Source organism: Micromonospora sp., from assembly GCF_048594385.1.
GTDB lineage: Bacteria > Actinomycetota > Actinomycetes > Mycobacteriales > Micromonosporaceae > Micromonospora > Micromonospora wenchangensis.
The window spans coordinates 14481-37280 of the sequence record NZ_JBMDWU010000317.1 but is presented as its reverse complement, the minus strand read 5'-3'; the positions used below and the strand labels follow the sequence as shown (position 1 = coordinate 37280).

The following is a 22800-nucleotide window of genomic DNA, read 5'->3' as shown; positions in this document are numbered from 1 at the left end:
GTCCGCGCCGCCGACCCGCAGGCCGTGGTCGACGCGCTGCGGGCCGCCGGGCTCACCGTCCTCGCCACCCCCGGGTACGGCGACAGCGACCTCGACGACCTCGTCGACCACGGACGGCTCGCCGCCCCCACCGCCTGGCTGTTCGGTGCCGAGGCGCACGGCCTGCCCGGGGAGCTGACCGCCGCCGCCGACGCCCGGGTCCGGGTGCCGCTGCACGGGCGGGCCGAGAGCCTTAACCTGGCTGCGGCCGCTGCGGTCTGCCTGTACGCTTCAGCCCGAGCACTGCGCCGACCCCGGTCGGGCGCACACCCAGCAGGGGAGCCGGTCACGTGAGGAACGCGCCACGGCGTTCGTTTAGCCAGCCCGCCGGTGTCGGCGGGCGGTGGGCCTGACCTTCCTCCGCGCGTAACTCCCACCGGCGGGCTGCGGCACCGCCGCGCGTCCGTAGACTCGCCTAGCCGCCCGGAAGGGCCGGCGCCGCCGTGAGGGAGTGCCCGTACGCCATGAGTTACCGCAACGATCCGTACGACCCGAAGCAGGTCGCCCTGCTCGACCCGGCCGCCCTGGCCGGGGCCGTGGCCGACGCCGAGAAGGCGTTCGCCGCCGCCACCGACCCCGACGCGCTGACCGCGCTGCGCCCCGCGCACCTCGGCGACCGGTCCCCGGTGTCGCTGGCCCGCCGGGAGATCGGCGCGCTGCCGCCGGCCGCGAAGTCCGACGCCGGCAAGCGGGTCAACGAGGCCCGCCGGGCGGTCGAGTCCGCGTACGCGGCCCGCGCCGAGGTGCTCGACCGCGAGCAGGCCGCCCGGGTGCTGGTCGAGGAGCGGGTCGACGTGACCCTGCCGTACGACCGGCGGCCCCGGGGGGCGCGGCACCCGCTGTCGACCCTGATGGAGCAGATCAGCGACCTGTTCGTCGGGATGGGCTACGAGGTGGCCGAGGGTCCCGAGGTCGAGTTGGAGTGGACCAACTTCGACGCGTTGAACATCCCCGCCGACCATCCGGCGCGCGGGCTGATGGACACCTTCCACATCGCACCCCCGCCCGGCGCGGACGCCTCCGGCCTGGTGCTGCGCACCCACACCTCGCCCGTGCAGGCGCGCACCATGCTGACCCGCAAGCCCCCCATCTACGTGGTGGTGCCCGGCCGGGTCTACCGCACCGACGAGCTGGACGCCACCCACGCGCCCGTCTTCCACCAGGTCGAGGGCCTGGTGGTCGACCGGGGCATCACGATGGCGCACCTGCGTGGCACCCTCGACCACTTCGCCCGCGCCATGTTCGGCGAGGGGGCCAAGACCCGCTGGCGTCCGCACTACTTCCCGTTCACCGAGCCGTCGGGGGAGTTCGACGTCTGGTTCCCCGAGCACCGCGACGGCCCGCGCTGGGTCGAGTGGGGCGGCTGCGGCATGGTCAACCCGAGGGTGCTGCGGGCCTGCGGCATCGACCCCGAGGTCTACTCCGGGTTCGCGTTCGGCATGGGCATCGACCGGACGGTGATGTTCCGGCACGGGGTCAGCGACATGCGGGACATGGCCGAGGGTGACGTGCGGTTCACCCGCGCGTTCGGGGTCGGGGCGTAGGGCGATGCGGGTACGAGTCACGGAGACGGTGGTCTGAGTCATGCGAGTTTCTGTCAGTTGGCTGCGGGAGTACGTCGACCTCCCCGTCGACCTGCCCACCAAGGATCTGGAACAGGCCCTGGTGGACCTCGGCATCGAGGTCGAGTCCGTGGTGGACCTGCGCCGCACGGTCACCGGTCCGCTGGTCGTCGGTGAGGTCCGCGAGATCGAGGAGCTGACCGGGTTCAAGAAGCCGATCCGGCACTGCCTGGTCGACGTGGGCACCGCCAACGGCACCGGCGAGTTGCAGCAGATCGTCTGCGGGGCGCGTAACTTCGCCCCCGGCGACCGGGTCGTGGTGATCCTGCCCGGCGGGGTGCTGCCCGGCGACTTCACCATCGGCGCGCGCAAGACGTACGGCCGGATGTCGGCCGGCATGATCTGCTCGGCGATGGAGCTGGGCCTCGGCGACGACCACTCCGGCATCATCGTGCTGCCGCCGGACACCCCGGCCCGACCCGGCGACGACGCCCGCCCCGTGGTGGGCCTCGACGACGTCGTGGTCGAGCTGGAGATCACCCCCGACCGGGGGTACGCGCTGAGCGTGCGCGGCATCGCCCGGGAGCTGGCGTACGCCCTCGGGGTGGCCTTCCGCGACCTGGGCCGGGTGCCCGCGCCGGCCGGTACGGCGCAGCCGGCGTACCCGGTGCAGGTGCGCGACACGGTCGGCTGCGACCGGTTCACCGCCCGGATGGTCCGGGGGGTCGACCCGACGGCGGCCACGCCCGGCTGGATGCGGCAGCGGCTGACCGTGGCCGGGGTCCGCAGCATCTCCCTGGCGGTGGACGTCACCAACTACGTGATGCTCGAACTGGGCCAGCCGATGCACGCCTTCGACGCCGACCGGCTCACCGGTTCGCTGGTGGTGCGTCGGGCCGAGGCGGGCGAGAAGGTGACCACCCTGGACGGTGTGGTCCGCTCGCTCACCGCCGAGGACATGGTGATCTGCGACGACACCGGCCCGATCTCGCTGGCCGCGGTGATGGGCGGCGAGACCAGCGAGGTGGTCGGCGGCACCACGAACGTGCTGCTGGAGGCCGCCCACTGGGATCCGGTGATGGTCGGCCGCACGGCCCGCCGGCACAAGCTGTTCAGCGAGGCGGCGAAGCGGTGGGAGCGGGGCGTCGACCCGGCGCTGCCGCTGGTGGCCCTCCAGCGTGCCGTCGAGCTGCTCACCACCCACGGTGGGGGCGAGGCCGGCGCGGAGATCCTCGACCTCGACCACGTCCGGCCGATGCGCCAGGTCGTCCTCCCGGTCGACCTGCCGTCGCGCCGGGTCGGGGTGGACTACTCCCCGCAGCGGGTGGTCGACCTGCTGGAGCAGGTGGGCTGCACGGTGATCCGGGGCTCCGACCGGCTGGCCGAGGACGCGGGCACGGTCGCGACGACGGCCGGCGGTGCCGACGTGCTCACCGTCACCCCGCCGACCTGGCGTCCCGACCTCACCGACCCGGCCGACCTGGTCGAGGAGGTGGTCCGCCTCGACGGGTACGACCGGGTGCCGTCGGTGCTGCCCACCGCGCCCCCCGGCCGGGGCCTGACCTGGCAGCAGCGCCGCCGTCGGGCGGTGGCCCGCTCGCTCGCCGAGCGTGGCTACGTCGAGGTGCTGGCCCTGCCGTTCGTCGCCCCGGAGTTGGCCGACCAGCTCGGGCTGCCCGCCGACGATCCGCGTCGGCCGGCGGTACGGCTGGCCAACCCGCTGTCCGAGGAGGAGCCGCTGCTGCGCACGACCCTGCTCGGCCCGCTGCTGGGCATCCTCAAGCGCAACCTGGGCCGGGGTCACCGTGACCTGGCGCTCTACGAGATCGGGGCGGTGTTCCACCCGCGTCCCGGCGTGGGTGCGCCGCCGGCCATGGGGGTGGACCGCCGCCCCACCGACGCCGAGTTCGCCGCCGCCGACGCGGTGGTGCCCGCCCAGCCCCGGCACGTCGCGGTGGTGCTGACCGGGGACGTGGAGCCGGCCGGCTGGTGGGGGTCGGGCCGCGCCGCCGGCTGGGCCGACGCGGTGGAGGCCGGCCGGGCCGTGCTGGCCGCCGCCGACCTGCCGGCCGAGCGGATCGAGGTGCGGGCCGCCGAGCGGGCGCCCTGGCATCCCGGCCGCTGTGCCGCGCTGCTGGTCGACGGGGAGGTGGTCGGTCACGCCGGTGAGCTGCACCCGGCGGTGCTGGCCGCGTTGGAACTGCCCCGCCGGACCAGCGCCATGGAACTGGACCTGGACGCCCTGCCGGCGGCACCGGTGGTGTCCGCGCCGACGGTGTCCGGGTTCCCCCCGGCGCTGATCGACGTGGCGTTGGTGCTGGACGACACGGTGCCGGCCGCCGACGTCCGGGCCGCGCTGGTCGAGGGCGCGGGTGAGCTGCTGGAGCACGCCCGGCTCTTCGACGTGTACGCGTCGGAGTCGCTCGGCGCGGGTCGCCGGTCGCTGGCGGACAAGCTCACCATCCGGGCCCCCGACCCGACGCTGACCGGGGGGGAGGCGGTGGCCGCGCGGGACGCCGCCGTGGCCGTGGCCGCCCAGCGGTTCGGGGCGACCCTGCGCGGCGCCTGAGGTGTGACAGCCGACGACGGCCCCGACCCGGTGACCGGGTCGGGGCCGTCGCGTTCCGGATGGAGGTCTCGGCCGCGTCGCAGATGGCGAGTTCCGTCAGATCAGGCAGCCGTGTGCGGCCATGACCGCCAGGTGTTCCCGGTCGCGGAGCCGGTTGAGCTTCTTCTTGGTGGCCGCGACGACGGAAAGCTGAACGAAGCGGATGCCTCCGATGACGTCTGCCTCATCGATCAGCAGGTCCGTCGACCACAACTCCGGAAACCAGCCGTCAAGGATCTCGACGTGACCGTGGAAGAGTCGTAACCGACGTACGTCCGAGTAGGGGGCGGGCGACGGGCTGCCGCGCTCGCAGGCGGCGGCCCAGGCGGGACCTCTGGCCACTACATCGATGTCCCCGGGGTCGGATATCCATCCTCTGGCGAAGAGCGGCCCACTTCCGGCCACCGCGAAGTGCTGCTGCGGTAGGTGGAGGGAGAGAAGCTCTCGCATGTACGGATGACCGAGCAGCGTGTTCATTGATTTCCTAGAGTGCTGGCAGCCCCAGTGCGATGCGGACCGCGATCCCTGCGCCGACCGCGACAATAAGACTAGTCATCGTCCCCACCATGACGTACTGGCTGAAGGTGCCTTCTGCCTGCTCCCGAACCTCTGGCAGCCTGACGAGAGACTTGACCGCGATGGCCAGCGCTGCGGCTGCGGGTTGCCCGGTGGCGATGAAGGTGAAGACCAGCGCCCGCTCGATCCAGCCGAGCTGCGTCCCCAGGTGCAGCAGGCTGGCGCCGCCTCCCTGCTCGGGAAGGACGTTGAAGTACGGCCTGACCACGCGTGCCACGACGAGGTTTCCGACGAACACCGCCAAAAGGAAACCGGAGAGAACGAGACCGAGCTTGTCGTCCCGCCAGAGGGCGACGACCTTCTGTGGCCAGGCACTGCCGTAGAAAACGCCCACCGCAAGGAGCAGTACCCCCGACACCATCGCGAGGCTTCGGTGCGCAGTGACCGGACGAAGGTAGCTGCTGAGAACCGACCGATCGTGGAGTTTCCTGGTCCAGCGTCGAATGGGGAACCGCAGGGTGAGACGTCCCGAAGTGGGAAGGAGCAGCATCCCTGTCAGCACGGCCGCAGCCCAGACGAGGGCGGCTTCTGCGCCATCGAGTACCGGGAAAACCGCATAGGCGGCGTAGCTGCCGGTGATGGCGTGGGCAGCCCATGGTCGGGTGCGCAGGACGTCCAGGCTTGTCGGCAACAGCACGGCGACGAGAAGTCCGAACACGAGCCGGGTCAGTTCCAAGGTTCACCCTTAGGCGTAGAGTAATCGCTTTCTCACGGGAAGCTATCCAGTCCTGTCAAGCGTCAGGGTTCCGGGCGTTCCTGGTTCGTCGGGGGGTCGGGCGGTGGGTGCCCTCGTGGCTGGATGTAGTGGTGTCGGCGGGGATCGATGGCGCTACGTCGGCCCACGGGAGTCGATCACCGCGATCGGGTGTGAGGGCGGTGCCGGTCATGTCATGCTCATGCGGCGGAGTGTATTAAGTTGCATCTGACCGGGGCGGCGGCTAACCTTCTCTGCATAGTCATGCGGAGGTTAGAATGGGTATCCGAATTGCGGTCGCCGGGGCGAGCGGCTACGCCGGGGGCGAGCTGCTGCGCCTGATCGCCGGTCACCCCGAGTTCGATCTGGTCGCCGCCACCGCGCACCGCCAGGCCGGTGCGCCGGTCACCGCCGTACACCCGCAGCTGGTGGGGTTGGACCTGACGTTCGCGGCGACCGATCCGGCGACGCTGGCCGACGCGGACCTGGTCTTCCTGGCCCTGCCGCACGGCGAGTCGGCGGCGCTCGCCGCCGAACTGCCCGAGTCGGTGCGGGTGGTCGACCTCGGTGCCGACCACCGGCTGCGCGACGCCGACGCCTGGTCCCGCTACTACGGTGGCCCGCACGCCGGGGCGTGGACGTACGGCCTGCCGGAGCTGCCCGGCCAGCGGGCGGCGATCGCCGGGGCGACCCGGGTCGCCAACACCGGCTGTTACGCCGTCGCCATCACCCTGGCCCTCGCGCCGCTGATCGCCGCCGGTGCGGTCGCGCCGGCCGACGTGGTCGTGGTGGCCGCCTCCGGCACCTCCGGGGCCGGTCGGGCCGCCAAGGCGCACCTGCTCGGCAGTGAGGTGATGGGGGACCTGTCGCCCTACAAGGTGGGTGCCCACCAGCACGTTCCGGAGATCAAGCAGGCCACCGGCGCGACCGGGCTGTCGCTGACCCCGGTGCTGGCCCCGATGCCGCGCGGCATCCTCGCCACCGTCACCGCCGTGCCCACCGGCAATGCCGACCCGCGTGCGGTGCTGGCCGACGCGTACGCCGACGCGCCGTTCGTGCACCTGCTGCCCGAGGGGGCGTGGCCGCACACCGCCGCGACCGCCGGGGCGAACTCGTGCCACCTCCAGGCCACCGTCGACGTCGACTCCGGCCGGGTGATCGTGGTCAGCGCCATCGACAACCTCGGCAAGGGCGCCGCCGGCCAGGCGGTGCAGAACGCCAACCTGATGCTCGGCCTCCCCGAAACCACCGGCCTGCCCCTCTTTGGAGTCACACCGTGAGCGCGAGGAGCGCAGCGCAGCGGAGCCCCGCAGTCGCGAACGAAAGGTTTGTCCCGTGAGTGTCACCGCCCCTCGGGGCTTCCGTGCGGCCGGTGTCGCGGCCGGGTTGAAGAGCGGCGGGGCCACCGACGTCGCCCTGGTCGTCAACGACGGTCCGGACGCCGGAGTGGCCGGCGTCTTCACCACCAACCGGGTCAGGGCCGCGCCGGTGCGCTGGACGCAGCAGGTCGTCCGGGGCGGCGTGGTCCGCGCGGTGGTGCTGAACTCCGGTGGCGCGAACGCCTGCACCGGCCCGGCCGGGTTCCAGGACACCCACGCCACCGCCGAGCACACCGCCGCGGCGCTCACCGCGTCCAGTCCCCGGCTGCGGCTCGGAGCCGGTGACGTGGCGGTCTGCTCGACCGGCCTGATCGGCGAGCGGCTGCCGATGGACAAGCTGCTGCCGGGGGTGCGTACCGCGATCCGGGCGTTGGCCCGCGACGGCGGTCCGGCCGCCGCCGAGGCGATCATGACGACGGACACCGTGCCGAAGACCACCGTCACCCGGGGCACCGGGTGGAGCGTGGGCGGGATGGCGAAGGGCGCGGGCATGCTCGCCCCCGGCATGGCCACCATGTTGTGCGTGCTGACCACCGACGCGGTGGCCGGGCCGGAGCTGCTGGACGCGGCGTTGCGGGCGGCCACCCGGGTCACCTTCGACCGGGTCGACTCCGACGGGTGCATGTCCACCAACGACACGGTGCTGCTGCTGTCCAGTGGGGCGTCCGGGGTGGAGCCCGACGAGGCGGAGTTGACCGCCGCGGTCACCGCGGCCTGTCACGACCTGGCGCAGCAGTTGGTGGCCGACGCGGAGGGGGCGACCAAGCAGGTCGCCATCGAGGTGGTCGGTGCCGCCGACGAGGACGACGCGGTCGAGGTGGGTCGTTCGGTGGCCCGGAACAACCTGGTCAAGACGGCGTTGTTCGGCAACGACCCGAACTGGGGGCGGATCCTGGCCGCCGTCGGCACCACGGCCGCCGCGTTCGACCCGGACGCGGTGGACGTGGCGGTGAACGGGATCTGGGTGTGCCGGGGTGGTGCCGCCGCGGAGGACCGGTCCAAGGTCGACCTGACCGGGCGGGACGTCACCATCCGGATCGACCTGCACGCCGGCGCGGCGGCGGCCACGATCTGGACCAACGACCTGTCGCACGCGTACGTGCACGAGAACTCGGCGTACTCGACATGAGCCTGTCCGCGGATCTCACCCGGGCCCAGGTGAAGGCCGAGACGCTGATCGAGGCGCTGCCCTGGCTGGCCCGGTTCTCCGGGGCCACCGTCGTGGTCAAGTACGGCGGCAACGCGATGGTCGACCCGGCCCTGCAACGGGCCTTCGCCGCCGACATGGTCTTCCTGCGCTATGCCGGGCTCAAGCCGGTCGTGGTGCACGGCGGCGGGCCGCAGATCTCGGCGATGCTCGGTCGGCTCGGCATCGCCAGCGAGTTCAAGGGTGGCCTACGGGTCACCACGCCGGAGGCGATGGACGTCGTCCGGATGGTGCTGGTGGGTCAGGTCGGCCGGGAACTGGTCGGTCTGATCAACGCGCACGGTCCGTTCGCCGTGGGCCTGTCCGGCGAGGACGCCGGCCTGTTCACCGCCGTGCGCCGGCCTGCCTGGGTCGACGGCGAGGCGGTCGACGTGGGTCAGGTGGGCGACGTGGAGTCGGTGGACGTCTCGGCGGTGACCGACCTGATCGCGGCGGGCCGGATCCCGGTCATCTCGACCGTCGCGCCGGACGCCGACGGGGTGCTGCACAACCTCAACGCCGACACCGCCGCCGCCGCGCTGGCGATCGCCCTGGAAGCCCGCAAGCTGGTGGTCCTCACCGACGTCGCCGGTTTGTACGCCGACTGGCCGGACACCGCCAGCCTGGTCAGCGAAATCGACACGGAGGCGTTGGCGACGCTGTTGCCGTCCCTGGAGGCGGGGATGGTGCCCAAGATGGAGGCCTGCCTGCGGGCGGTGCGCGGGGGAGTGCCCGCCGCGCACGTCGTCGACGGCCGGGTCGCCCACTCCACGCTGCTGGAGGTCTTCACCTCGGAGGGGTTCGGCACGATGGTCGTCGACACCCCGACCGGGTCCACCAACCAGGAAGGCACGGTCGGTTCATGAGCACGCTGGTGGAACGCTGGCAGCAGTCCATGATGGACAACTACGGCACCCCGCCGCTGGCGCTGGCCTCCGGCTCGGGCGCGGTCGTCGTCGACGAGGCCGGCCGGGAGTACGTCGACCTGCTCGGCGGCATCGCGGTCAACTCCCTCGGGCACGCCCACCCCGCCGTGGTGGCCGCCGTGTCCAAACAGGTCGCCACCCTCGGCCACGTCTCCAACCTGTTCGTCGCTGAACCCCCGGTGGCGCTGGCGGAACTGCTGCTGGCGCTGGCCGGCCGGCCCGGCCGGGTGTTCTTCGCCAACTCCGGCGCGGAGGTCAACGAGGCCGCGTTCAAGCTGTCCCGGCTCACCGGCCGGTCGCACGTCGTCGCCACCGTCGGCGGTTTCCACGGCCGCACCATGGGGGCGTTGGCGTTGACCGGCCAGCCGGCGAAGGCCGACCCGTTCCGTCCGCTGCCCGGCGACGTCGACCACGTCCCGTACGGCGACGTGGCGGCGCTGGCGGCGGCCGTCACCGACGCGACGGCGATGGTGATCCTGGAGCCGGTGCAGGGCGAGAACGGGGTGGTCGTGCCACCGCCCGGCTACCTGGCCGAGGCGCGGCGGATCACCGCCCGGCACGGGGCCCTGCTGGTCCTCGACGAGGTGCAGACCGGGATCGGGCGCACCGGGTACTGGTTCGCCCACCAGGCCGAGGGGGTCGAGCCGGACGTCGTCACCCTGGCCAAGGGGCTCGGCGGCGGGTTGCCGATCGGCGCCTGCCTGGCCTTCGGCCGGGCCGCCGAGCTGCTGCGCGCCGGGTCGCACGGCACCACCTTCGGCGGCAACCCGGTGAGCTGCGCCGCCGCCCTCGCGGTGGTCTCCACGATCGCCAGCGAGGGGCTGCTCGACCACGTCAAGCGCACCGGTGAACGGCTGCGCCGGGGCGTCGAGGCGCTGGGCCACCCGCTGGTGGCCGAGGTACGCGGAGCCGGGTTGCTGCTCGGCATCGTGCTCGCCGCGCCGGTCGCCGGCCCGGTGGCCGAGGCGCTGCGGTCGGCGGGGTTCCTGGTCAACCCGGTCCAGCCGGGGGTGATCCGGCTCGCCCCGCCGCTGGTCCTCACCGCCGAGCAGGTCGACGCGTTCCTGGCCGCCCTCCCCGCTGCCCTCGACGCGCACACCCCGGCATCCGACGGCACGCCGGGGGCGCAGACCCACGCCGTGCCGCCGTCCACTCCCACCCCGACCCCGACGGAGACCCGCACATGATCCGGCACCTGCTGGCCGACGACGACCTCACTCCGGCCGAACAGTCGGCCGTGCTCGACCTGGCCGCCCGGATGAAGGCCGACCGGTTCGGGGTCACCCCGCTGGCCGGGCCGCGTTCGGTGGCGGTGCTGTTCGACAAGCAGAGCCTGCGCACCCGGATCTCGTTCGACGCCGGCATCGCCGAGCTCGGCGGCCATCCGCTGGTGGTGGACACCCAGGTCACCCACTTCTTGCGGGGCGAGACGCTGGCCGACTCCGGCCGGGTGCTGTCCCGCTACGTCGCGGCCATCGTGCTGCGTACCCACGGCGACGACCGGATCGCCGAGGTGGCGGAGCACGCCACGGTGCCGGTGGTCAACGCGCTGACCGACGGCTACCACCCGTGCCAGCTCCTGGCCGACCTGCTCACCGTCCGCGAGCACTGCGGCGGCACCGCCGGGCGGACCCTGGCGTACGTGGGGGACGCGGCGAACAACCTGTCGCACTCGTACCTGCTGGCCGGGGCGACCGCCGGGATGCACGTGCGGGTCGCCGGGCCGGCCGGGTTCCAGCCCGATCCGGGGGTGCTGGACCGGGCCGGGAAGATCGCCGCCGGCACCGGCGGGTCGGTACGGGCGCTTGTCGACCCGGTGGAGGCGGTCCGGGACGCCGACGTGGTCGCCACCGACACCTGGACCTCGATGGGGCAGGAGGACGACGGGCTGGACCGGATCACCCCGTTCCTGCCGTACCAGGTCAACACGGCGCTGCTCGGCCACGCCCGGCCGGACGTGAAGGTGCTGCACTGCCTGCCCGCGCACCGGGACGAGGAGATCACCAGCGAGGTGCTCGACGGCCCGCGCAGCGTGGTCTTCGACCAGGCGGAGAATCGGCTGCACGCCCAGAAGGCGCTGCTGACCTTTCTCCTGGAGGCCTCCTCATCATGACCGCCCCGACCCGCGCCGCCCGGCACGCCCGCATCGTCGAGTTGATCCGGGCCAGGGCGATCCGTTCCCAGACCGAGCTGGCCGACCTGTTGGCCGCCGACGGGGTGCAGGTCACCCAGGCCACCCTCTCCCGCGATCTGGAGGAGTTGGGTGCGGTGAAGGCCCGGGGCGGCGACGGGCGGGCCGGTTACCTGATCCCCGAGGACGGCCACCGGCCGCTGCGTGACGCCGAGGCGGCTCCCGCCCGGCTGATCCGGCTGCTGCGGGAACTGCTCAACGGGGTCGACTCCAGCGGCAACATCGCGGTGCTGCGTACCCCGCCGGGCGCGGCCCACTACCTGGCCAGCGCGGTGGACCGGGCGGGACTGGCCGAGGTGGTCGGCACCATCGCCGGTGACGACACCATCCTCGTGGTGGCCCGGGAGGCCGACGGTGGGGCCGCGCTCGGCGAGAAGCTCGCCGGGTGGGCCCGCCGCGACGACGGCGGCGAGACGAACACCCCGTGACCGGCCGGGTCACGGGTTCACAGACGACGGACGAGCCGACACCCGGGGGCGTGTACCCCACCGTCGGGGAGCGAAAGGTGAGCACTGCCAGAATGAGCGGCGTGGACGACAAGAGCCTGACCGAGAACAGCGCCGCGACGAACCGGACGAGCCTGTGGGGTGGCCGGTTCGCCGGTGGCCCCGCCGAGGCCCTGGCGCGGCTGTCGGTGAGCGTCCAGTTCGACTGGCGTCTCGCCCCGTACGACATCGCGGGTTCCCGGGCGCACGCCCGGGTGCTGGCCGGCGCGGGGCTGCTCGATCCCGACGAGCTGGGGAGGATCCTGGCCGCGTTGGACGACCTGGAGGCGGCCTGCGCGTCCGGGCAGTTCCGCCCGACGATCGACGACGAGGACGTGCACACCGCGTTGGAGCGGGGCCTGCTGGAGCGGCTGGGCAGTCTCGGTGGCAAGCTGCGCGCCGGCCGGTCCCGCAACGACCAGGTCGCCACCGACCTGCGGCTCTACCTGCGGGACCACGCCCGGGGGGTGGCCGCCCGGCTGGTCGAGCTGGCCGATGCCCTGGTGGAGCAGGCGGAACGGCACGTCGACACGGCGGCGCCGGGGATGACCCACCTCCAGCACGCCCAGCCGGTCACCTTCGGGCACTGGCTGCTGGCGCACGTCCAGCCGCTGCTGCGGGACCTGGAGCGGCTGCGCGACTGGGACCACCGGACGGCGGTCAGCCCGCTCGGTGCGGGGGCGCTGGCCGGCTCGGGCCTGCCGCTGGATCCGGTGGCGGTCTCCAAGGAGCTGGGCTTCCGGACGTCGTTTGCCAACTCGATGGACGCGGTCGCCGACCGGGACTTCGTCGCCGAGTTCCTCTTCGTCACCGCGCTGGTCGGGGTGCACCTGTCCCGCCTCGGCGAGGAGGTGGTGCTCTGGACGTCGCACGAGTTCGGTTGGGTCGAGCTGGACGACGCGTTCGCCACCGGGTCGTCGATCATGCCGCAGAAGAAGAACGCGGACATCGCCGAGCTGGCCCGGGGCAAGTCGGGCCGGCTGGTCGGTGGGCTGATGAGCGTCCTGACGATGCTCAAGGGCCTGCCGTTGGCCTACGACCGGGACATGCAGGAGGACAAGGAGCCCGCGTTCGACGCGGTCGACACCCTGGAGCTGCTGTTGCCGGCGCTGGCCGGGATGATCTCCACGATGACGGTACGGGTGGACCGCCTGGTCGCCGCCGCGCCGGTGGGCTTCTCGCTCGCCACCGAGGTCGCCGACTGGCTGGTGCGGCGCAACGTGCCGTTCCGCGACGCGCACGAGATCACCGGCAAGCTGGTGGCGCTCTGCGCGGCCCGCGACTGCGCCCTCGACGACGTGTCCGACGCCGATCTGGTGGCGGTCAGCGAGCACCTCGACCCGTCGGTGCGTGACGTGTTGTCGGTCCGGTCGGCGCTGGCTGCCCGGATCACCCCCGGCTCCACCGGCCCCGGCCCGGTCGCCGACCAGCTCGCTGCCGCGTCCGACCAGCTCACCGGCTGGCGGGAGTGGGCCGCCGAGCGGGTCGTCCCCCGCTGAGCTGACCCGCGCCGGTCGTCCGTCGTCCCGTGGTCCGGGGCGCGCGGGCGACCGGGCGCGGTCCGGCCGGTCCGCGTCCCGGCCGGTCGTGCGGGTGGCCGCCGGTCAGGTGGGGCGTTCGCGGCGGGGCAGCTTCGCCACCACCGCCTCGTACGAGCTGTCGACCGCCTCGACCAGTTCGTCGTCGGGGATGGCGCCGCCCAGGTCGAGCGCGTTCCAGCCGGAGCGGCCGACGTACGGCATCGGTCGGGCGTCGGCGGGGAACCGGTGCAGCCACTCGTCGGCGACCTCGCGGCTCGGGCCGCACTTCACCCCCACCCTGGCGGTGCCGTCGGGTGCGCCGAGGAACGCGAAGATCCGGCTGCCCACCTTCACCACCTCGTCGCCCTCCCAGGGCCGGTCCAGCCAGGCCCCCGGCTTGCCGAGGCAGTACGCCAGCATCTCCTCGCGGGTCATGGTGTCCTCCCGGTGCGGTGGTGGTCGGCCCAGTCTCCCCGAACCGACCTGCTCCGGCTGGTCGGCCGTCCTGACGGTTGCCGCCGCGTCGCCGCTGGCGGACGGCTGGAGAACACGTTAGGTAATCAGGGCGGCGTGGCTACGCTCAGTGACGTCCGCTCCTGGGGCACCCTCATGTCCTCGCCTCCTTTGCTCTGCTGCCCTTTCCGCACCATCCTTTTGACCTGTGGTTCTCGTGGGAGTTGAGGCGGCAGCTCCGCATGGCAGCCGTTACTCGGGGTGTCTGTCGCATCGAGGTCAGCAGAGCAAAGCGTCGCAGGGGGAGAGGTGGCGGCGGCCAGCGGACTACTCCAAGTAGCGGGGTGGCGGCCGGCGTTGACGGCGTCGTGTCGGCAGTCAGGCGGTCCGGCTGACCAGGCGTTCGTAGCGTTGCCGGGCGGCCTGCGCGCTGCCCAGGCCGAGGCCGTGGCCGATCGCCTGCCAGGTCAGTCCCCGGGCCCTCGCCGTCGTCAGCAGGCCCGCCTCCAGCACGTCGAGTTCGGCCCGCAGGTGTGGCACCAGGGTCAGCGCGGCCGTCAGATCGGCCCCGTCGACAGGCTCCTCGTCGGTGTCCGGCACGATCCCGCCGGCGGCGAGCGCGGTGACCACGCAGACCGCTTCCCAGGGGTCGGCGAGGTGCGGGTTGGTGTGCCGACGGCGTCGGGCGTCGGTGTCGGCGTGCCGCTCGCTGAGCCGGTACAGCGCAGCGTAGGTCCGTTCGGCCCGGGCGCGGCTCGCGTCGGGTGCGGTGAAGGCGTCGCTCATCACCCCATCCCAATCCATCAACGGGAGGTTGTCAACGAAACGTTCAAAGGGTTTCCGTCGGTTTGCCGATCTTCGCCGGGTGGCGTTTCCTGGACCGGTGGACTACCCGTGGCTGCACGCCCCCGCCGCCGAGGTCGCCGCGACGGCACGCACCCTGCTCGGCTGGGAACTCGCCGCCGGCGGCGTCCGGATCAGGCTGACCGAGGTGGAGGCGTACGCGGGCACCGGCGAGGACCCGGCGTCGCACGCCCACCGAGGCCCCACCCCCCGGACCACTGTGATGTTCGGTCCGGCCGGGCACGCCTACACGTACTTCGTGTTCGGCATGCACTGGTGTCTCAACATCGTCTGCGGCCGGGACGGGGAGGCGGCGGCCGTCCTGGTGCGCGCCGGTGAGGTGGTCGACGGGCTTCCGACCGCCCGCGCCCGTCGGGGCGACGTCGCCGACCGGGACCTGGCCCGGGGGCCGGCCCGGCTGGCCGTCGCGCTCGGCGTCACCGCGTCGGCGAACGGCACCTGCGTGCTCGACGGGAGCGGCCCCCTGCTGCTGAGCCCGCCTACCCGGCCCGTCACCCGGGCCGAGGTCTCCGCCGGCCCCCGGGTCGGGGTGGCCGCCGCCCACGACGTGCCCTGGCGGTTCTGGATCACCGGTGACCCGACGGTCAGCCCCTACCGCCGGCACGTACCCCGACGTCGCACCTGACCCGGCCGCCGACCGGCCGGTCGACGGGACCGCCGGCTCGCTGGCATTCGCGCGCAATCATGACCCTGGAGGTGGCCCGGATGGACTCACACGACGCCGGAGTGCTGGTCGGTCGGCTGGCCTGCGTGGTCATTCCGCTGCTGGTGATGCTGGTGCTGGCCGCGGTGGTCGTGGTGGCGGTGCAGTTGGCCCGCCGCCGGCCGACCCCACCCGGGCCACCCCCGGCCCCGTCCTGGCCCCCGCCCGGTCCGGCCGGGTACGGTCCGCCCGCCGCGTCGTCGCACCCCACGCCACCCGCCGGCCCGTCGCCGACGGGCGGCCCGTCCGACGCCGTACCGCCGGCCACCGGTTCCGCCGGTGACGCTCCGGCGGCTCCCGCCGGTCCGCCGTCGGGCGCATCGGACCAGCCCGGCCCGGGTACGCCCCCGGAGGGGGAGCGGCCGCCGGTGGGGTGACCGGGGCCACCCCGCGCGTGGTCGCCGCCGGAATAGTTGACGCTGCAACTATGTTGTGCGCGACGTCCGGGTACCACGAACGGTCCCGGTATCTCAGACGCGAGGAGCTGGTCATGCAGTTCGGAGTCTTCACCGTCGGCGATGTCACGGTCGACCCGACCACCGGACGGGAGCCGACCGAGCACGAGCGGATCAAGGCGATGGTGGCGATCGCCCTCAAGGCCGAAGAGGTCGGTCTCGACGTCTTCGCCACCGGTGAGCACCACAACCGCCCGTTCGTCCCCTCCTCGCCCACCACCATGCTGGGGCACATCGCCGCCCGTACCGAGCGGCTGCTGCTGTCCACCTCGACCACGCTGATCACCACGAACGACCCGGTGAAGATCGCCGAGGACTACGCCATGCTCCAGCACCTGGCCGACGGCCGGGTGGACCTGATGATGGGGCGCGGCAACACCGGGCCGGTCTACCCGTGGTTCGGGCAGGACATCCGCAACGGCATCCGGCTGGCCGTGGAGAACTACGAGCTGCTGCACCGGCTGTGGCGCGAGGACGTCGTCGACTGGCAGGGCAAGTTCCGCACCCCGTTGCAGTCGTTCACGTCGACCCCGCGCCCGCTCGACGGCGTGCCGCCGTTCGTCTGGCACGGCTCGATCCGCAGCCCCGAGATCGCCGAGCAGGCCGCGTACTACGGTGACGGCTTCTTCGCCAACCACATCTTCTGGCCCAAGGAGCACACCCAGCGGATGGTCGGCCTCTACCGGCAGCGCTTCGCCCACTACGGCCACGGCTCGCCCGAGCAGGCCATCGTCGGGCTCGGCGGCCAGGTGTTCATGCGGCGCAACTCGCAGGACGCGGTCCGCGAGTTCCGGCCGTACTTCGACAACGCGCCGGTCTACGGACACGGGCCGTCGCTGGAGGAGTTCACCCGGGAGACCCCGTTGACCGTGGGCAGCCCGCAGCAGGTCATCGACCGTACCCTCGGTTTCCGCGAGTACGTCGGCGACTACCAGCGGCAGCTGTTCCTGCTCGACCACGCGGGGCTGCCCCTGAAGACGGTGCTGGAGCAGCTCGACCTGCTCGGCGAGGAGGTCGTACCCGTGCTGCGCAAGGAGTTCGACGCGCTGCGCCCGGCGCACGTGCCGGTCGCGCCCACCCACGCCTCGCTGGTCGCCGCCCGCGACGCCGCCGACAAGGCGGCCACCGGGACGGCCGACGCCGGTGACCTGGCCGGGGCCGGGGCGGAGGGTCGGCGATGACCCGCCGCACCCTGGCCGTGGTGTCGGCGGGGCTGAGCCAGCCGTCGTCCACCCGGCTGCTCGCCGACCAGCTCGCCGCGGCCGCCCGCGACGAGCTGGTCGGGCGCGGCGACGAGGTGGAGCTGCGGGTGGTGGAGCTGCGCGACCACGCCCACGACGTGGTGAACAACCTGCTCACCGGCTTCCCGTCGACCGAGCTGCGGGCCGCCCTGGACGCGGTCACCGGTGCCGACGGCATCGTCGCGGTCACGCCGATCTTCAACGCGTCGTACAACGGGCTGTTCAAGTCCTTCTTCGACGTGGTGGACGCCCAGGCGCTGGTCGACCGGCCGGTGCTGATCGGCGCGACCGGCGGCACCGCCCGGCACTCGCTGGCCCTGGAACACGCCGTCCGGCCGATGTTCGGCTACCTGCGGGCGGTGGTGCTGCCGACGTCGGTGTTCGCCGCGCCCGAGGACTGGTCCGGTGGCACCGCCGAGGGGGCGCTGCGGTCCCGGATCCAGCGTGCCGGCCGGGAGTTGGCCGACCAGGTCGACAGGCGTCCACCGGCCACCGGGCCGGCCGACCCGTTCGCCCTCACCACCGACTTCGCGCAGCTCCTCGGCGGTCGGGAGGGCTGAGCCCTCACCGGTACGGGTGGGCCACCAGCACCGGGCAGTGGGCGTGCTGCAGCACCGCCTGGCTGACCGAACCCAACAGCAGGCCGGTGAAACCACCCCGCCCCCGGGTGCCGACGGCCAGCACCGACGCCGTCGCGCTCACCTCGACGAGTCCCTGCGCCACGCCGACCGCCCGGACCGGATGCTCCCGCAGCACCACGTCCGGGTGGTCGGCACGCACGGCGGCGGACGCCTCGGCGAGCAACCGCACGGCGTGCGCCCGGTACGCGGCCTCGGCCTGCTCCGCCTCGGTCTCGTCCCGCTCCGGCGGGGTGGGGCCGACGTGCACCAGCACCAGCGGGACCCCCCGTCGGACGGCCTCGGCGGCGGCCTGGTCGGCGGCCACCCCGGCGGCCGGCGAGCCGTCCACGCCCACCAGCACCGGCCCGTCCGGGCGACCCGCCGGGGTATCCGGACGCACCACCAGCACCGGGCAGTGCGCGTGCGCGGCGACCTGCGCGCCGACGGAGCCGAGCAGCAACCCGGCGAACCCGCCCAGGCCCCGGCTGCCCACCACCACCAGATCGGCCCGGCGGGACTCCTCGACCAGCGTCGCGCCCGCCCCACCGGCGACCTGCCGCGCCTGCACGGTCAGCCCCGACCACCTCTCGGTCAGTTCGGCGGCGGTCCGCTCCAACATCCGCTGCGCCTCCTCCGACGGCGCCGGCACCCCCAGGTCGTACGGGTTCAGCGGGACGCCGTACCCGAGCGGATGCAGGTAGCCGTGCACCAGGTGCAGGGGCGCGCCACGCAGCACCGCCGCGTGGGCGGCCTGCTCCGTGGCGGCCAGGCTGGCCGGCGATCCGTCCACCCCCACCACTACCGGTCGGTTCATCGGCCCTCCAGGAACGGTTCCGCCCGTGTCGCCGGTTCTGCCCTCGTCGCCGGTCCAGCCCATTGTCGACGCGCCGGCCCGCCCGCGCCGGCAGGTGACCCGACCGGGCGCGCCGCCCCGTGCGGTCAGGCCGTCCGACGTCGGACGATCACCAGTGGGCTGTGTGCGTGGTGCAGCACCGCGTGGCTGACCGATCCGAGCAGCACCCCGCCCAGGGCGCCGCGGCCGTGCGCGCCGACGACGGTGAGCTGGGCCGACGCCGACTCCTCGACCAGCACCCGGGCCGCCGCGCCGGGCACCAGCCGCCGGGTCACCGGCACGTCCGGATAGCGTTCCGACCAGCCGGCCAACGCCTCGGCGAGCACCCGCTCCTCCTCGGCGGCGACCGCCTCCACGTCGTAGACCAGCGGCAGCACGTCACCCGGGCCGATCGGTGCCGGGGTCAGCCAGGCGTGCACGGCCAACAGCCCGGTGTCCCGCTGCGCCGCCGCGGCGAAGGCGAACCCGAGCGCCTCGGTGGACAGCGCGGACCCGTCCACCCCGACCAGCACCGGGCCGTCCGCCCGCGGCTCACCCCGGACCACCAGCACCGGGCAGTCGGCGCGGGCCGAGACCTGGACCGCCACGGAACCGATCAGCAGCCCGGCGAAGCCGCCCAGCCCCCGGGTGCCGAGCACCACCAGCGCCGCGTCGCGGGCCTCGCGCAGCAGCACCGGGGTCGGCGCGCCGTCGCACAGGTACCCGGTGACGGTCAGCTCCGGAGCGATCTTGCCGGCTTCGGCGACCGCCTCGGTGACGATCCGTTCGGCCTCGTTGCGCAGCCCGCCGTCGGGCGGTCCGCCGGGCGCGGGGCCGAGCGGGGCACCGAAGAGCGGCCAGATGAACGCGTGCACCACCCGCAGCGGGCGGTTGCGGGCGACGGCCTCCCGGGCGGCCACCCCGACCGCGTCCAACGCCGATCGGGAACCGTCCACACCCACCACGACGGGGGCACCGGCTCTGTTGGTCATCACGTCCTCCTTCGTCCGTCTCCAGCCTGGTCGGGCCCGGCCCGCCCGGTCAGGGGCGTCCGGCCCCGCCGGTGGGTCCTTGGTCCCGCACCGGACGTTCCCGGCCCGGCCCGTCGACCGCCGGATCGGTGACCGCGACCCGGGTGGGATCGGTGACGGCGGCCGTCGGGACGTCGGTCACCGCGTCGGTGCCGGCGTCGGTGACGGCCCCGGCCGGCCGCCGGGGGTGGGGCGGGGCCGGGGTGCCGGTGGCGGGGCGGCGGCGGGCCAGCCGCAGCGCCAGGCCGGGCAGGGCGCTGACCGCCAGGCAGGCCAGCAGGACGGTGGGGGCGAGGGGTTCGGTGCCGAGCAGCATCCGCAGCGGCGGCAGCAGCACGCCGCCGACCTGGAGCAGCGCCGACCCGGCCACGGCGACGAGCAGCCCCGGGTTGGCCCGCCCCGCCCCGCCCGCCCGGGGTGCCCGGACGGCGAGCGCCACCCCGAGCTGGGCCAGGCCCAGCACCACGAACACCACCGACTGCCAGGGCAACCCGGCGTGGTTGGCGGTCACCCCGGCGGCCAGCACCACCGTCGCGATCAGCGCCCCGGTGACCAGCACGTCGCGGCCCAGTCCGGCCCCGAGCACCGACTCGCGGGGCGAGCGGGGTGCCCGGCGCAGGGTGCCCGGCTCGGCGGGTTCCGCGCCGAGCGCCACCCCCGGCAGCCCGTGGGTGAGCAGGTTGATCCAGAGGATCTGCGCCGGCAGCAGCGGTACGGGCAGTCCGAACAGCGGACCGAGCAGCATCACCACGATCTCGGCCACCCCGCCGGAGAGGGCGTAGCGCAGGAACCGGCGGATGTTGTCGTAGATCCGCCTGCCCTCGCCGATCGCGACGGTGACGGTGGCCAGGTCGTCGTCGACCAGCACCAGGTCGGCGGCCTGCCGGGCGACCTCGGTGCCGCCGCCCATCGCCACCCCGATGTCGGCGCGGCGCAGCGCCGGGGCGTCGTTGACCCCGTCGCCGGTCATCGCCACCACGTGCCCCCGGGCCTGGAGGTCGGCGATGACGTCCAGCTTCTGTTCCGGCTGGGTGCGGGCGAACACCCGGGCGTGCGGCCCGGCCCGCGTGGCGTCGTCGGTGTCGCCCCGCACCACCGGGTCGCCGGGCTGCCACAGGCCGAGCCGGCCGCCGATCGCGGCGGCGGTCGCCGGATGGTCGCCGGTGACCAGCAGCAGCCGTACCCCGGCGGTGTCGAGACCGGCGGCGATCCCGGCGGCCCCGGCCCGCAGCGGGTCACCGACGGCGACCAGCCCCACCGGGCGCAACCCGACCGGTGCCGCCAGGTCGGGCGGCGTGTCGACGAGCGCGGACGCCACCGCGAGCACCCGCAGCCCTTCGGCGGCCAACTCGCGGGCGGCGGTGGTCAGCGTGTCGATCTCCTCGGCGGTGGCGTCCAGCAGGGCGGTGGTCAGCACGTTCTCCGGTGCCCCCTTGCAGACGATCAGGTGCTGCCCGTCGCAGGCCCGGTGTGCGGTGGCCATCCGGCGGGTGGCCTGCGCGAACGGGTGCTCGGCGACCCGGGGCCAGGCGCTGCGGGTGGCCGTCGGTTCCAGCCCGCACCGGCCGGCGAAGGCGACCAGGGCGGCCTCCAGCGGGTCACCGACCGCGCCCCAGTCGGGCTGGTCGTCCTGCGGCGGCGACAGCGTCGCGTCGTTGCAGAGCAGCCCGGCGCGGGCCAGCCGGCGCAGGTCCTCCGGCACGGTCACCGGTACGCCGTCGCGGCCCACCCGCCCGTGCGGGGCGTAGCCGACCCCGTCGACGTCGTACCGGGTGCCGTCGGGGGTGACCGCGGGCCGGACCGCCATCCGGCCCTCGGTGAGGGTGCCGGTCTTGTCGGAGGCGATCACCGTGACCGAGCCGAGGGTCTCCACCGCGTGCAGCCGGCGCGGGATGGCCCGTGCCCCGGCCATCCGGCGTGCGCCCAGCGCCAGCGCCAGGGTCACCACCGCCGGCAGCGATTCCGGTACGGCCGCGACCACCAGGCTCACCGCCGTCACGGCCATCTCCACCACCGGCCGGCCCCCGGCGACGCCGATGGCGAAGACCAGCCCGGACAGGGCCACCACGACCAGCGCGAGGACCCGGCCGAGCACCGCCAGCCGGCGCTGCAACGGGGTCGGGGCCGGCCGGGTGCCGGCGACCAGCGCGCTGATCCTGCCCAGCGCGGAAGCCGCGCCGGTGCGGATCACGGTGCCGGCGGCCCGGCCGGTGGTCACCACCGTGCCGGCCCGCGCCTCCTCGCCGTCGTGGCGTTGCACCGGCACCGACTCGCCGGTCAGCGCCGACTCGTCGACCTGGAACCGGTTCGCCTCGACCAGCCGCAGGTCCGCCGGGACGACGTCACCGGCCTCCACCCGGACCAGGTCGTCGCGGACCAGCTCGACGGCCGGCAGCACCACGTCCCGGCCGTCGCGTACCACCCGGGCGGTGGGGGCGGAGAGCTGGTCCAGGGCGGCGATGGCCCGGTCGGCGCGAACCTCCTGCACCACCCCGATGACGGTGTTCACCGCCACCACCAGCACGATCACCGCCGTGTCGGGCCAGTCGCCGAGCAGGGTGGTGACCACTGCGGCGGCCAGCAGCAGGGCGACGAGCGGATCGGTGAGCTGGCGCAGCACCCGGCCGACGAGCCACCGCCGGGCCGGCGCGGCGACGGTGTTCGGGCCGTCCGCGCGCAGCCGCGCCGCCGCCTCGGCGGTGGACAGGCCGGTGGTCACCGGCCCCGCGTCTCGGGTGCCGTCCGTCAGCACCGACCCTGCACCGGATGTCGCCACCGGCGGCCTCCCCGTCTCGTCGCGGCGCGTCCCGGGCACGCCGTCCCGGTCCAGCGTCGCGCCGTGCCGGCCGGGCGGGCAGAGGCGATCCGCCGCAGGTCACGGGACCAACGGCCCTGCCGTTCGGCCGCCGACGGGTGTGCCATGGAGGCGACGACCACCGGCGAAGGGCACCCCGATGACCCCTCTGGAGATGCTCACCGAGCACCCCTTCCTCGCCGGGCTGCCGCCGCAGTGGCTGCCCCGGCTGACCGGGTACGCCCGACCGGTGGTCTGGCACCCCGGTCACCGGCTGTTCCGCGCCGGTCAGCCGGCGGAACGGTTCTGGCTGGTCCGGGGCGGTGAGGTGGCGCTGGACTTCCCGGTCCCCGCACGCGGCGACGTCGGCATCGAGTCGATCGGGGCCGGTGGGGTGCTGGGCTGGTCGTGGCTGTTCCCGCCGTACCGCTGGCAGTTCGGTGCGGTCGCCGTCCGGCGGACCCCCACCGTGGAGTTCACCGCCGAGGGGGTACGCCGGCTGATGGAGTCCGACGACGCCCTGGGCCGGCAGCTCACCACCCGGTTCATGAGCGTGGTGGTGGACCGGCTCCAGGCGTCCCGGGTCCGGCTGCTCGACCTGTACGGCTACCCGACCTCGGCCGCGAGCTGACCCGCGCCCG

At 74.1% G+C, this 22800-nt stretch carries 22 protein-coding genes; 15 read left to right on the top strand and 7 right to left on the bottom strand.

All coding sequences use genetic code 11. The features are described from left to right. From ACOJTC_RS17120 to pheT, 3 genes are all read left to right on the top strand, one after another. Positions 1 to 333, top strand: a 333-nt coding sequence (locus tag ACOJTC_RS17120; protein ID WP_420117631.1) for a TrmH family RNA methyltransferase, incomplete at its 5' end; no start/stop codon positions are given. 170 nt (positions 334 to 503) lie between these two features. Further along, a complete protein-coding gene (gene pheS / locus ACOJTC_RS17115) occupies positions 504 to 1583 on the top strand; it encodes a phenylalanine--tRNA ligase subunit alpha (protein ID WP_420117630.1) in 1080 nt (359 codons plus the stop codon). Between the two features lie 40 nt (positions 1584 to 1623). Continuing rightward, a complete protein-coding gene (gene pheT, locus ACOJTC_RS17110; RefSeq protein ID WP_420117629.1) occupies positions 1624 to 4170 on the top strand; it encodes a phenylalanine--tRNA ligase subunit beta in 2547 nt (848 codons plus the stop codon). Between the two features lie 96 nt (positions 4171 to 4266). On the opposite strand, the gene ACOJTC_RS17105 is transcribed toward pheT, so the two are convergent. Together ACOJTC_RS17105 and ACOJTC_RS17100 are read right to left on the bottom strand one after the other, a co-directional pair. Further along, complete coding sequence (locus tag ACOJTC_RS17105; RefSeq protein ID WP_420117628.1) at positions 4267 to 4686, bottom strand: hypothetical protein; 420 nt, start codon at positions 4684 to 4686, stop codon at positions 4267 to 4269. Positions 4687 to 4693: 7 nt separating this feature from the next. Further along, positions 4694 to 5461: a hypothetical protein gene (locus ACOJTC_RS17100; protein ID WP_420117627.1), complete on the bottom strand. Its 768-nt coding sequence runs from the start codon at positions 5459 to 5461 to the stop codon at positions 4694 to 4696. Between the two features lie 296 nt (positions 5462 to 5757). On the opposite strand from ACOJTC_RS17100, the gene argC reads away from it, so the two are divergent. The 7 genes from argC to argH all read left to right on the top strand — a co-directional run bounded on the left by argC (position 5758) and on the right by argH (position 13145). Further along, positions 5758 to 6759 (top strand): N-acetyl-gamma-glutamyl-phosphate reductase, encoded by a 1002-nt coding sequence (argC, locus tag ACOJTC_RS17095; RefSeq protein ID WP_420117626.1) that lies wholly within the window; start codon positions 5758 to 5760, stop codon positions 6757 to 6759. A gap of 55 nt (positions 6760 to 6814) precedes the next feature. After that, the gene (gene argJ, locus ACOJTC_RS17090) at positions 6815 to 7987 is read left to right on the top strand and encodes a bifunctional glutamate N-acetyltransferase/amino-acid acetyltransferase ArgJ (RefSeq protein WP_357930615.1); all 1173 of its coding nucleotides are present in this window, start codon (positions 6815 to 6817) and stop codon (positions 7985 to 7987) included. Then, positions 7984 to 8910, top strand: coding sequence for an acetylglutamate kinase (gene argB, locus ACOJTC_RS17085; RefSeq protein WP_357930612.1), 927 nt, complete (start codon positions 7984 to 7986; stop codon positions 8908 to 8910). The genes argJ and argB overlap by 4 nt, the downstream gene beginning before the upstream one ends. After that, entirely contained in the window at positions 8907 to 10157 is a 1251-nt protein-coding gene (locus ACOJTC_RS17080) for an acetylornithine transaminase (protein ID WP_420117625.1), read from the top strand. The genes argB and ACOJTC_RS17080 overlap by 4 nt, the downstream gene beginning before the upstream one ends. Continuing rightward, positions 10154 to 11083 carry an ornithine carbamoyltransferase gene (gene argF, locus ACOJTC_RS17075; RefSeq protein ID WP_420117624.1) on the top strand — a complete coding sequence of 310 codons (930 nt, stop codon included), beginning with the start codon at positions 10154 to 10156 and terminating at the stop codon, positions 11081 to 11083. Before ACOJTC_RS17080 ends, argF begins: the two co-directional genes overlap by 4 nt. Then, positions 11080 to 11589: an arginine repressor gene (locus ACOJTC_RS17070; RefSeq protein WP_204927557.1), complete on the top strand. Its 510-nt coding sequence runs from the start codon at positions 11080 to 11082 to the stop codon at positions 11587 to 11589. Before argF ends, ACOJTC_RS17070 begins: the two co-directional genes overlap by 4 nt. A gap of 92 nt (positions 11590 to 11681) precedes the next feature. Further along, on the top strand, positions 11682 to 13145 hold the full coding sequence (argH, locus tag ACOJTC_RS17065) for an argininosuccinate lyase (RefSeq protein WP_204927710.1): 1464 nt from the start codon (positions 11682 to 11684) through the stop codon (positions 13143 to 13145). Between the two features lie 105 nt (positions 13146 to 13250). On the opposite strand, the gene ACOJTC_RS17060 is transcribed toward argH, so the two are convergent. Continuing rightward, positions 13251 to 13601 carry an MmcQ/YjbR family DNA-binding protein gene (locus ACOJTC_RS17060; protein WP_420117623.1) on the bottom strand — a complete coding sequence of 117 codons (351 nt, stop codon included), beginning with the start codon at positions 13599 to 13601 and terminating at the stop codon, positions 13251 to 13253. Positions 13602 to 13997: 396 nt separating this feature from the next. After that, complete coding sequence (locus ACOJTC_RS17055) at positions 13998 to 14423, bottom strand: DNA-binding protein (RefSeq protein WP_420117622.1); 426 nt, start codon at positions 14421 to 14423, stop codon at positions 13998 to 14000. Between the two features lie 79 nt (positions 14424 to 14502). Here ACOJTC_RS17055 and ACOJTC_RS17050 point away from each other — a divergent pair, with 79 nt between their 5' ends. The 4 genes from ACOJTC_RS17050 (at position 14503) to ACOJTC_RS17035 (ending at position 17442) form a co-directional block, all read left to right on the top strand. Continuing rightward, complete coding sequence (locus ACOJTC_RS17050) at positions 14503 to 15108, top strand: DNA-3-methyladenine glycosylase (protein WP_377685281.1); 606 nt, start codon at positions 14503 to 14505, stop codon at positions 15106 to 15108. Positions 15109 to 15188: 80 nt separating this feature from the next. Further along, the gene (locus ACOJTC_RS17045; RefSeq protein ID WP_420117621.1) at positions 15189 to 15563 is read left to right on the top strand and encodes a hypothetical protein; all 375 of its coding nucleotides are present in this window, start codon (positions 15189 to 15191) and stop codon (positions 15561 to 15563) included. Positions 15564 to 15676: 113 nt separating this feature from the next. Then, a complete protein-coding gene (locus ACOJTC_RS17040; RefSeq protein ID WP_420117620.1) occupies positions 15677 to 16822 on the top strand; it encodes an LLM class flavin-dependent oxidoreductase in 1146 nt (381 codons plus the stop codon). After that, positions 16819 to 17442, top strand: coding sequence for an FMN reductase (locus ACOJTC_RS17035; RefSeq protein WP_363657730.1), 624 nt, complete (start codon positions 16819 to 16821; stop codon positions 17440 to 17442). Before ACOJTC_RS17040 ends, ACOJTC_RS17035 begins: the two co-directional genes overlap by 4 nt. A 4-nt stretch (positions 17443 to 17446) precedes the next feature. Here the strand turns inward: ACOJTC_RS17035 and ACOJTC_RS17030 are convergent, their stop codons facing one another. The 3 genes from ACOJTC_RS17030 to ACOJTC_RS17020 form a co-directional block, all read right to left on the bottom strand. Further along, positions 17447 to 18316, bottom strand: coding sequence for a universal stress protein (locus ACOJTC_RS17030; protein ID WP_420117619.1), 870 nt, complete (start codon positions 18314 to 18316; stop codon positions 17447 to 17449). A 125-nt stretch (positions 18317 to 18441) separates the two neighbouring features. Then, positions 18442 to 19326, bottom strand: a complete 885-nt coding sequence (locus tag ACOJTC_RS17025; protein ID WP_420117618.1) for a universal stress protein — start codon at positions 19324 to 19326, stop codon at positions 18442 to 18444. Positions 19327 to 19375: 49 nt separating this feature from the next. Further along, the gene (locus ACOJTC_RS17020) at positions 19376 to 22141 is read right to left on the bottom strand and encodes a cation-translocating P-type ATPase (protein WP_420117617.1); all 2766 of its coding nucleotides are present in this window, start codon (positions 22139 to 22141) and stop codon (positions 19376 to 19378) included. Between the two features lie 178 nt (positions 22142 to 22319). Between ACOJTC_RS17020 and ACOJTC_RS17015 the strand changes: the two genes are divergently transcribed. Further along, positions 22320 to 22790: a cyclic nucleotide-binding domain-containing protein gene (locus tag ACOJTC_RS17015; protein WP_067305204.1), complete on the top strand. Its 471-nt coding sequence runs from the start codon at positions 22320 to 22322 to the stop codon at positions 22788 to 22790. Positions 22791 to 22800 lie beyond the last annotated feature (10 nt).